This is a genomic window from Mesorhizobium argentiipisi (SeqCode), from assembly GCF_037179585.1.
In the GTDB taxonomy this organism is placed as follows: domain Bacteria; phylum Pseudomonadota; class Alphaproteobacteria; order Rhizobiales; family Rhizobiaceae; genus Mesorhizobium; species Mesorhizobium argentiipisi.
In genome coordinates this window covers 550,149-560,570 of sequence record NZ_JAPYKO010000002.1, presented here as the reverse complement: position 1 = coordinate 560,570, position 10,422 = coordinate 550,149, and the positions used below count along the sequence as shown (strand labels likewise).

Here is a 10,422-nt window from a genome sequence, read left to right as displayed (position 1 = left end):
ACCTGCAAGCTTCTGGCCCAGAAATGCTTCCGCCAGGCTCAACTGCCCCGTCTGCTTCACCGCCATTGCGATTCCCTCCGAGCTTCCTTCTCAGGGAATCACAACCAGCCAATTACGCAACAGGCCCACAGGGGGAGAAGGGGAAGCCGCGCTACACCGGCCGATACACCTTCGCGGCCGTATTCCAGAAGATATCCGCCTCCGCCTTGGCGCCGTGCCTTGCAACCGCCGCGCGGTGCGCTTTGATCAGCTCGGCATGGCTGGTCCAGAGCTTCTCGATCGGGAAGTTCGAGCCGAACATCAGCCGGTCGCTGCCGAGGATCGCGATCGCGTTGTCGACTATGTAGGCGATGAGCTCCGGATCGTTGCGGTGCACGAACGTGCCGAGCCCCGACAGCTTGGCGTAGAAATTGGGCGCCGCCGAAAGCGTGTGCAGCCCCACCTTCCATGCTTCGATGGTTTCCGGCTCCATGCCGGTCAGCATGCCGGCATGGGTGAGGATGAAATTCGTCTGGGGGTTCTCGCCGACCAGCGTCAGCCCGTCCTTCATCTGGGCCGGGAAAAGCTGCAGGTCGAAGGAGAGACCGTAATCTTCCAAACGCGCCACGTTCTTCCGCACTTTCGGATCGATCACCTGGTCGGCCGAAGCGGCGAAACGGAAGGCGGGCGTCTCGTGCCAGTGAAGCTGCATGCGCACGCCGCGCAGCAGCTTGTATTTCATCAACCGGTCGATCTGCGGGCGGACATCGTCGACTGTCATGTCGGCATAGCCGACGATGGCGTGGGGCCAGCCGGTTTCTTGCGCCGTCTCTTGCAGGAAAGCCACTTCCTTTTCGAAATCCTCCTTGGCCCAGTTGGTCTGGACATAAACGGCCTTCTCGACGCCCGAGCCTTTCTGGTCCTCGAGGAACTCCGTGATCGGATAGTCGCGGCGGATCGGCTCGTAGGGGCCGAAGATGCGCGGCACCATCGGCCCGACCAGCCAGGGCTGGTCCTTCTGGCGCCAGATGTGGAAATGCGCGTCGATGGCTTTCTGCATCACGATATCCTTTTCCAGACGACTGAAGCCGCGGGCGCAGGATGGGCGAGCGACAGGATGAAATCGGTGAGGCTTCTCAGCGACGAGCCGTCGACCAGATCGTCGAGCATCGGCAGGATGGCGCCAAGCGCCGAAGTTGCGGGCCGAAAGCGCGGATCGCCGGCCAGTGGGCTCGCCAGCGACAGCCGGAAGGCGCGGGCGCTGAACCGCCGCATCGCGATCTCCAGTTCGGCATGGCTGCCGCGTTCCAGGCCATCGGACAGGATGACGACGCAGGCGCCACGCGCGAAGGCGCAAAAGCGCGGCACCGAAAGGAAGGCGAGCAAGGTCGGCCCCATGCGCGTGCCGCCGTCCCAATCGTCGACGAGTGCTGCGGCGCGGGCGAGCGCCTGCTCGCGGTCGCGGATGCGCAGCGCGGAGGTGACGCGGGTAAGGCGGGTGCCGAAGGTGAAGACTTCGGCACGGTCCGCGCCTTGCACGGCCGCGTGCGCCAGCTTGAGATAATCGGCGGTGTGCAGCTTCATCGAGCCGGAGACATCGATGAGCAGAAGCAGTTTTCGCGATACGGCCTGCCGGCGGCGCAGCAGCGGCGAGGCGATGTCGCCGTCGGCGCTGACGATTTCGCGGAGCGAACGGCGGAGGTCGAGCGCGCCGCGCGAACGCGTGCGCGCGGTGCGGAAAGAACGGCGCGGGGGCAGCGCGGAGGCGAGCTTGCGGCGGAACTGGCCGAGACCATCGGCTTCGCGCTGGAAATCGCGGCTGCTCAGTTGCTCGAGCGCCGAGGACAGCTCACCGCCTTTCTCTTCGCGGACGATCTGATTTTGTTCCTCGCGCGCGCCGCGATCGTCCTTGACGCGGGTTTCGTCCTCCTCTTCGCCTTCGATCGGAGGCTTGGCATCGCCGTAGAAATGGGCGCGGAAATGGGCCTCGAATTCATTGCGGCGATCGGGCGAGGGTGCCAGTGTTGCAAGGGCCGCCTCGCGGATGTCGTTCATCGAGCGGGGCCCGAGCAGGGTCGCGGCCTGCATGAAGCTGGTCACCTGTTCCGGCGCGATGGCGAAGGCGTGATGGCGCAGCAGGCGGGCGAAGCCGAGGAACGGCGCGGCGGGACGAGGCAAGCTGTCCTCTCCCCGTTCACGGGGAGAGGATGCCGGCAGGCAGGTGAGGGGCAGCGCCGACGTCGGAGGTTGGCGCTGCCCCTCATCCGCCCCTTCTGGGCACCTTCTCCCCGTGAACGGGGAGAAGGGATTGTTGAGGTCACGCATCACCCTAGCGCCTCCTCGACAATCCTCCCCAGCTCAGGCGCGATCGCCGACAAATCCTCCTCGTCCTTGATCAGCACGCCGATGGCGCGGCGGAAGGCTTGCGGCCATGGGCTGCCGCCCTTTTCGAGGATGGTAGCGGCATTCGCCCATTCGACCGCTTCGGCGATACCGGGTGGCTTGGCCAGAGGCCGCGCGCGGATCTCCTGCACGGCGTTGGCCACGGCACGTGCGGTGGCTTCCGCGACGCCCCCCGCGCGCAGCATGATGATCTCGGCCTCGCGCTGGGCGTCGGGATAGACGATCCAGTGATAGACGCAGCGTCGGCGCAGCGCCTCGGCCAATTCGCGGGTGCGGTTCGAGGTGAGGATGACGATGGGCTGCGTCGCGGCGCGGATCGTGCCACGTTCCGGGATGCTGATCTGGAAGTCGGAGAGGAATTCGAGCAGCAGCGCCTCGAATTCATGATCGGAGCGGTCGATCTCGTCGACCAGCAGCACGCGCTGCTCCGGCGCGCGAAGCACCTGCAGCAGCGGTCGGGCGATCAGGAATCGATCGTCGTAGATATCGATCTCGTGCTCGCCGGCATGGCGGATAGCGAGCAGCTGGCGCTGGTAGTTCCACTCGTAGAGCGCATGCCCGGCATCGATGCCTTCATAGCATTGCAGCCGCACCAGCTCGCGTCCAAGCAGTTCGGCGACCGCCTTCGCGGCTTCGGTCTTGCCGACGCCCGGCGCGCCTTCGAGCAGCAGCGGCTTGCCCAGGCGGATCGCCAGGAAGATCGCGGTGGCAAGGCTGTCGTCGGCCAGGTAGCGCGAAGCGGCAAGGCGCGCGGCTATCGCCTCCGGCGAAGCCGCGACCTCAACGGCGTCGGCGCTGGTCATCTCCGCTCAGCTCGCGGCCTGCGCCTTCAGAGCGCGCAGGATGCGCTCGGGCGTGATCGGCAAGGTGTCGATGCGAACCCCGACGGCGTCGAAGACGGCATTGGCGACGGCCGGGATCTGCGGGTTGGCGCACATCTCGCCCGGCCCCTTGGCGCCGAACGGCCCATCGGCGGAAGGACGCTCCAAGACGATGATCTCGGTCTCGGCGAGATCGCCTGGACCCGGCATCAGATACTGGTTGAAGTCGGTGCCGCCATGATCGCGGTTCGGATAATAGGGCTCCGTCGTTTCGTAGAGCGCGTGGCTGATGCCCATCCAGGAGCCGCCGACCAGTTGCTGCTCGACCATCTTCGGGTTGAGCGCACGGCCGATCTCGAAGACGTTCTTCACACTGAGCACTGTCACCTCGCCGGTCTCGTCGTCGACCTCGACCTCGGCCACCGTGCAGGCATGGGCGTAGCAGGTGGAGGGCTTCATCGCGCCGGTCTCTTTCTCAGGATAGGAGCGCGGAATGAGGAACATGCCGCGGCCGGAGATTGAGCGGCCGCGCTTGAAATGCGCCGACAGCGCGACATCGAAGATCGAGATCGATCTTTGCGGCGCGCCCTTCACCTGGATGTTGCCCTGACCGTCGGTCTCAAGGTCGGAGGCGTTCACCTCCAGCTCCTCGGCGGCCACTTCCAGCATCACCTGGCGGGCTTCCTTGGCCGCCTGGATGACGGCGTTGCCGGCGCGGTGCGTGCCGCGCGAGGCGAAGGTGCCCATGCAGTGCGGGCCGGTGTCGGTGTCGGCGGTGTCGATGACGACGCGGTCGGTCGGCACGCCGATCGTCTCGGCGCAGATCTGCGCCATGATCTGCTTCATGCCCTGGCCGAGATCGACGCTGGACAACGTCACCATGAAGTTGCCGGTCGGCGTCGAATGCACCAGCGCCTGCGTCGGGTCGCCGCCGAGATTCATGCCGGTCGGATAGTTGATCGCGGCGACGCCGCGTCCACGCCGGATCGCCATCTCAGACTCCCTTCCTGTAGGAGGACATCGTCATGTATTTTTCGGCCACCGGCCAGTTGGCGGCGCGCGAGGCTTCCTGCATGCATTCGATCAGCGCCGCACCCTCGGTCGGCTGGCGATGCGCCTTCATGTCGCCGTCGCGATAGGCGTTGATGAAGCGGAATTCGAGTGGGTCCATGCCGATCAGCCGCGCCAGCTTGTCCATCTGCACCTCCAGCGCGAAATCGCCGATGGTGACGCCGAAGCCGCGCATGGCCGACGAAGGGGTGCGGTTGGTGTAGACGCAATAGGTGTCGATCCAGACATTCGGGATCGTGTAGGGGCCGGGATAGTGCGCGGCGCCCTTCTGCGCGCCATAGGGCGAGTGGCGCGAATAGGCGCCGGCATCGGTATAGCCGGTCACCTTGCGCGCGACGATGCGGCCGTCCTTCATGACGCCGTCCTTGATGATCACCTTTTCGGCGGCGCGCGGTGAGGAGATCTGCATCTCCTCCTCACGGCTGTAGATAAAACAGACCGGGCGTCCGGTTAGCTTGGCCGCGAGGATGGCGATCGGCTCGACGATGACGTCGACCTTGCCACCAAAACCGCCGCCGACGGTGCCGCCGACGAAATGCAGCTTCGAGCCCGGCATCTGCAGGATGATCGAGGTGTTGTCGAGGGTGAAGAACATCGCCTGCGTGTTGGTGTAGCAGGTGAAGCGGTCATTGCCCTCGGGCGCCACCACGCAGCCCGTGGTTTCGGTCGGCGCGTGCTCGATCGGCGAGGACTGGTAGGACTGTTCTAGGATGTGATCGGCCTGGGCAAAGCCTGCCTCGACATCGCTGAAGCGCACCTTGCGGCACTCGCCGCTGTCATAGAGATAGTAATTCTGGCCGTGATATTCGTTGACCAAAGGCGCGCCTGGCTTCAGCGCTTCCTCCATGTCGAAGACCGCCGGGAGCACCTCATAGTCGACCTTGACCTTGGCGGCGGCTTCCTGCGCGGCGCGCTCGGTCTCGGCCAGCACCGCCACCACGGCCTCGCCCTTCCACCGCACCTTGCCGTCGGCAAGCACGGTTTCGTCCTCGGGGCCGATCTGGATCAGGATCAGGATGGTGTAGACATTGTGCGGCACATCCTTGGCGGTCAGCACGCGCACGACGCCTGGATGCTTTTCCGCTTCAGACGTGTCGATCGAGCGGATGCGGGCATGGTGATGCGGGCTGCGCACCATCTTCAGATGCAGCATGCCCGGGAAGTTGCGGTCGGCGAAATAGGCGGTCTTGCCGGTGACATGTCCCGGCGAGTCGAGCCGTGGGCGGCCATGTCCGATCTCGTGCAGGCCGTCCTTGCGGACATCGGCGAAATAATCCTTGCGCAGTTCCATGGCTCGTCCCCTCAGGCGGCGTTCTGCGAGTTGGCGCGCGCGGCGGCGAGCACCGCCTGGATGATCGGCTCGTAGCCAGTGCAGCGGCAGATGTTGCCGGACAGCGCCTCGACCACCTCCTCGCGGCTGGGGTTAGGCGTGCGGTCGAGCAGCACTTTTGCGGCCATGATCATGCCCGGCGTGCAGAAGCCGCATTGCGTGGCGAAGGCATCGAGGAAAGCGCGCTGCAGCGGATGCAGCACGCCGCCTTCGGCGAGACCCGCGGTGGTCCTGATGTCGGCGCCGCCGCAGGTCTCGGCCAGCGCCAGGCAGGAGAGCCTGAGTTCTCCATCAATGATGACCGAGCAGGCGCCGCAGGTGCCTTGGTGGCAACCGCCCTTGGGCGAGGTGTCGCCGATCTTGTCGCGCAGCGCGTGGAGCAGCGTCGTGCCGCTTTCGACGAACTCGGCTTTTTCAGAACCGTTGAGTGTGAATTGGACAGGTACTTTTGCCATTTTTCCTCCCTGCGCGCCTGCCCGGATCGGCCGGACAGACGCGCGTCCCCCACGGATATTAGTCAAGTAGCAGCCGGCCGAGATGGACCGGCAGGACCTCGGCGCGATACCAGGCGCTGGCGATCGGGTCGGTGATCGGCGCGATGCCTTCGCTCGCGGCCACCAGCGCCGGCGCGATCTCCTGCGGCGCGAGCTTGCAGCCGAGCAGCGCCTTTTCGGCCGCTAAAGCGCGGATCGGCCGATCGGCCATGCAGCCCAGCGCGATGCGCGCCGAGGTCACCGTGCCGTCCGGCGCGAGCTGCAGAAGCGCGGCGATGCTCAGCACCGACACACCCTTGGGCTTGACGCGCGACACTTTCAGGAAGCGGACGCTTTCGGCTTTGGGCGACGCAACATCCACCGCCGTCACTATGCCGCGGCTGGTGTCGCGATCGGCCAAAAAAGTCTCGATCGGCACTTCGCCGTCTTCGGTGACGACGGTCGCGCCCAGCGCCAGCAGCGCCACCGCGAAATCGCCGTAAGGGGCAGGGGCGAACAGATTTCCGCCGACGGTCGCCATGTTGCGGATCGCCGGCCCGCCGACGGCGCGCGCGGCCGGCGCAAGCGCGGTGAGTTCTGGATGGCGGGCAATCGCGGCCATGGTGACCGAAGCGCCGAGCCGGACCTTGCCGCCGGAAACCGCGATCTGCGAAAGGCCGGGATCGGTGACGCGCACGAGGCTGGAGACGGCGACGTCGCCCTCATTGGCGGCGCGCACGACAAGTGTGCCGCCGCCGAGATAACGCGTCCCGGCGGCCTGCAGCGCGGCGTTGGCGTCTTTCACGCTCGAAAAAGTCTGTAGCGCAAGCGACATGGCGCGCTCCCGTCAGCTCTGGCCGGCGAAATGGGCCTTCAGGGCGTTGAAACCGCCCTGGAAGACGTTGGCGCCCATGCCCTCGGCCAGCTTGTCGGCCTCTTCGGGCGCGGCGTCGAAGCTCGCCGTCCATTCGGCATAGGTGCGGTTGCCGTCGGTGACGCGACGCAACTGCAGCGTCGCCTTGTGATTGGTGAGCGGCTGCGGCGTTTCGAGGATCGAATAGCTGACTAGGAAGTTCTCATCCGAGAAGTCCAGCAGCTTCTCGCGCAGCCTTGCGCCGCTGACCAGTTGGAAGTTGCGCACGCAGCCGATCGTGGTGGCATCCTTGCCGTCCTCGATATGGCTTTCCACCATGCGCGGATGCCAACTGGGCAAACCGTTGAAGTCGCGGATGCGCGCCCAGACCTGCTCGACCGGCGCGTCGATGACGCTGGAGATGGTGACTTTCGCCATAGGCTGGTCCTCTTGCAAAGATCGGGAGCAGGCTAGAGCGGCCGACGGGCCGGCGCTTATCAATGCGTCTTGAGGGCGTATCAACCAGTCGGAAAAAGCGGCGACGGATCAGCTTGTAAAGGCGCTCACGACATGGCTCTTGCGGCTTCGCGATAGAGCGTCGGCGGCACGCCGACATGGTCGCGGAAGAAGCGCGAGAAATTGCCCTGGGTGGTGAAGCCGAGATTGCAGGCGACGGAGATCAGCGGTTCCTGCGACCATTGCAGCTGGCGCACGGCTTCCTCCATGCGCAGCGTGTTCCAGTAGACGTTCGGCGTCAGGTTGGTCTGTTCCTTGAAGAGCGCGAAGAAATGCGGTCGTGAGAGCCCGACCAAACGAGCCACGTCGTCGAAGGAGATGCGCTCGCAGACATTGGCCTTCATGAGCTGGATCGCCTTGCGGACACGGAAATCGAGCATCGTGTTGATGCGCCCGCGGGCTATTTGTGGCGCGGATGTATCCGCCGCGTCGAGCACGCTGTCGATGAAACGCTCGATCTCGTAGTTGGCGACGTCGTCGATGCTCTCATTGTCGGCCAGGTGATCGAGCAGGTTCGCCGCCGCCTGGTGCAGCCAGGGCTCGAGCGTGATCGCGGCCTGCGTGAACAGCGGCGCCGACGAGGGGAGGTCGCGGCGCTGGCGCGCCCAGTCCGGGTCGATGTAGAAGGCGAGGAACAGGCCCGGCTTGCCGTCGCGGGAAAGGGCGTGGCTGTGCGGCTGGAACGAATTGATGCCGGCCGCGGTGCCCGGCCCAAGCCGCACCGTTTCGCGGCCGATGGTCATTTCGCCTGCCGTGCCTTCCAGCCAGATGATGAGATGCGCCTCGCCATGGGCATGGGTGACGAAGTCATTGGCGACATTCAGCACGGAAACATGTCCGAACCGGCCCCAGTAGAGCCTGATCGCGTCCGTCATGGGTATCGTTCCTCCCGCGGGCGACTGGCCTCCCTTCGCCTGCACAGGGGATTGTGCGGCTGAGTTCGGGTGCGCGTCAAGGCGCGGCGGAACGGCGGGCGTCTCGCATCGTCCGTCAGGGCCGATTTTCAGACTGGGCGATAGGGTGTCCCTTGTCCGACAAGGGGAGACGGGGACGTTGCGCTTCAGTCGCTGCGGCGGAAATTGCGGATGCGGTCGAACAGCACCGCCAGGATGATCGCGCCGCCGATAAAGGTGCCTTGCCAGAAAGCGTTGATGCCGAGTAGGCCGAGACTGTTGCGGATCACCTCGATGAGCGCGGCGCCGACGACAGCGCCGAGCGCGGTGCCGACGCCGCCGGCGAGATTGGCGCCGCCGATGACGGTGGCGGCAATCACCTGCAGCTCCATGCCGTTGCCGAGATTGGTGGTGACGGCGCCCAGCCATCCGGTCTGGATGATGCCGGCAATCCCTGCCGACAGCGCCGAGATCATGTAGACGACGACCTTGATCTGCTTGACGGGAACGCCGGTCAGCGTCGCTGCATGCTCATTGCCGCCGATGGCGAAGATGTGCCGGCCGAACTTGGTCAAGCGCAGGATGAAGCCGGTGATCAGCGCGAGGATGATCATGTAGAGCACGGGATTGGCGATGCCGAACACCCAGGCGCCGCCGCCCAGCGCCAGAAGTTTCTGATGGTCCGGTCCGAACTGGAAGACCACCGTATTGTTGGACGCGACCATGGCGAGGCTGCGCGCCACCGACAGCATGCCGAGCGTCACCACGAAAGGCGGGAAGCCGAGATAGGCGATGAGTATGCCGTTGAAGGCGCCGATCGCAAGCGCGGTGGCGATCGAGGCCAGGATGCCCACTTCAATCGAGTAGCCGGCATGCATGGTGACGGCGAGCACCATCGAGGAAAGGCAGAGCACCGAACCGACCGAAAGATCGATGCCGCCGGTGATGATGACGAAGGTCATGCCCAGCGCGACGATAGCGACGAAGGTCACGTTGCGGGTGATGTTGAAGATGTTCTTCGACGTGGCGAAGGAATCGGTGGCGACGGACAGGAACAGGCAGGCGAGGATGACCGCGATCACCACCCAGAAAGTCTGGTTGGCAAAGAGCCGCGACACGAAGGTGTGCTGCTTCTGCGCGATCGTCTGGTCAAGGGTGACTGCCATTATCGACCTTTCCTGAGAGGCGGGGCGCAACGTTCCGCGCGATCACGCAACCTGTTCGATGGCGCCGGTGATCAGCCCGGTGACTTCCTCGGGTGAGCTCGAGGCGATGTTCTTGTCGGCCACCTTGCGGCCGCGCCGCATGACGATGACGCGGTCGGCGACGTCGAACACGTCGGGCATGCGGTGGCTGATCAGCACCACGGCGATGCCCTGGTCGCGAAGGTGGCGGATGAGATTGAGCACTTCGGCGACCTGCCTGACCGAAATCGCTGCCGTCGGCTCGTCCATCAACACGATCTTGGCCTGCGACAGCATGGTGCGGGCAATCGCCACCGCCTGGCGCTGGCCGCCTGACATCTGCTTGACGACGTCGCGCGGCCGCGTTTCGGATTTCAGCTCGGCAAAGAGCTGGCCGGCGCGCTTGTACATCGCGCCATAGTCGAGGATGCGGAACGGGCCGAAGCCGCGGCGCAGCTCCCGGCCGAGATAGACGTTGGCCGCGGCCGTCAGATTGTTGCAGAGCGCAAGGTCCTGGTGGACGATCTCAATGCCGTGCTGGCGGGCGTCCGCCGGCTTGTGCATGACAAGCTCCTTGCCGTCCAGCCGCATGGTGCCGTGGCTCGGGTGGAAATTGCCTGCGATCATCTTCACCAGCGTCGACTTGCCGGCGCCGTTGTCGCCCATCAGGCCGACGACCTCGCCGGCTTCCAGCGAAAACGATACATCGTTGACCGCCTGGATGGCGCCGAAATGCTTCGAGATGTTGGCGAGTTCCAGAACCGACACCAGCCTTAAGCCTCCCCTTTATTGGCGCAACTGGGCACCGAACCCGCCGGCGCCGCTTGCGTCTTGCCCCGTCCATCTCCTCCGGAACGGTACATCCACGCATTTAGGCAAAAGCGGACGGGGGCGTCAAT

Annotated in this window: 11 protein-coding genes; all 11 read right to left on the bottom strand. The window is 65.2% G+C overall.

Annotated elements, in window-relative coordinates:
• Nucleotides 1–151: 151 nt before the first annotated feature.
• A complete protein-coding gene (locus O7A05_RS05535; RefSeq protein WP_337091960.1) occupies nt 152–1,039 on the bottom strand; it encodes an amidohydrolase family protein in 888 nt (295 codons plus the stop codon).
• Complete coding sequence (locus O7A05_RS05530) at nt 1,039–2,157, bottom strand: vWA domain-containing protein (protein WP_337091959.1); 1,119 nt, start codon at nt 2,155–2,157, stop codon at nt 1,039–1,041. Before O7A05_RS05530 ends, O7A05_RS05535 begins: the two co-directional genes overlap by 1 nt.
• A gap of 146 nt (nt 2,158–2,303) precedes the next feature.
• Nucleotides 2,304–3,185: an AAA family ATPase gene (locus tag O7A05_RS05525; protein ID WP_337091958.1), complete on the bottom strand. Its 882-nt coding sequence runs from the start codon at nt 3,183–3,185 to the stop codon at nt 2,304–2,306.
• A gap of 6 nt (nt 3,186–3,191) precedes the next feature.
• Nucleotides 3,192–4,196, bottom strand: coding sequence for a xanthine dehydrogenase family protein molybdopterin-binding subunit (locus O7A05_RS05520; protein ID WP_337091957.1), 1,005 nt, complete (start codon nt 4,194–4,196; stop codon nt 3,192–3,194).
• Between the two features lies 1 nt (nt 4,197).
• Nucleotides 4,198–5,565, bottom strand: coding sequence for a xanthine dehydrogenase family protein molybdopterin-binding subunit (locus O7A05_RS05515; RefSeq protein ID WP_337091956.1), 1,368 nt, complete (start codon nt 5,563–5,565; stop codon nt 4,198–4,200).
• Between the two features lie 11 nt (nt 5,566–5,576).
• Nucleotides 5,577–6,059 (bottom strand): (2Fe-2S)-binding protein, encoded by a 483-nt coding sequence (locus O7A05_RS05510; protein ID WP_337091955.1) that lies wholly within the window; start codon nt 6,057–6,059, stop codon nt 5,577–5,579.
• Between the two features lie 58 nt (nt 6,060–6,117).
• Nucleotides 6,118–6,912 carry an FAD binding domain-containing protein gene (locus O7A05_RS05505; protein ID WP_337091954.1) on the bottom strand — a complete coding sequence of 265 codons (795 nt, stop codon included), beginning with the start codon at nt 6,910–6,912 and terminating at the stop codon, nt 6,118–6,120.
• Between the two features lie 12 nt (nt 6,913–6,924).
• Nucleotides 6,925–7,368, bottom strand: coding sequence for an SRPBCC family protein (locus O7A05_RS05500; RefSeq protein ID WP_095770203.1), 444 nt, complete (start codon nt 7,366–7,368; stop codon nt 6,925–6,927).
• Between the two features lie 125 nt (nt 7,369–7,493).
• Nucleotides 7,494–8,321: an AraC family transcriptional regulator gene (locus tag O7A05_RS05495; RefSeq protein ID WP_337091952.1), complete on the bottom strand. Its 828-nt coding sequence runs from the start codon at nt 8,319–8,321 to the stop codon at nt 7,494–7,496.
• Between the two features lie 185 nt (nt 8,322–8,506).
• Nucleotides 8,507–9,505: an ABC transporter permease gene (locus tag O7A05_RS05490; protein WP_337091951.1), complete on the bottom strand. Its 999-nt coding sequence runs from the start codon at nt 9,503–9,505 to the stop codon at nt 8,507–8,509.
• 42 nt (nt 9,506–9,547) lie between these two features.
• The gene (locus tag O7A05_RS05485; protein ID WP_337091949.1) at nt 9,548–10,291 is read right to left on the bottom strand and encodes an ATP-binding cassette domain-containing protein; all 744 of its coding nucleotides are present in this window, start codon (nt 10,289–10,291) and stop codon (nt 9,548–9,550) included.
• Nucleotides 10,292–10,422 lie beyond the last annotated feature (131 nt).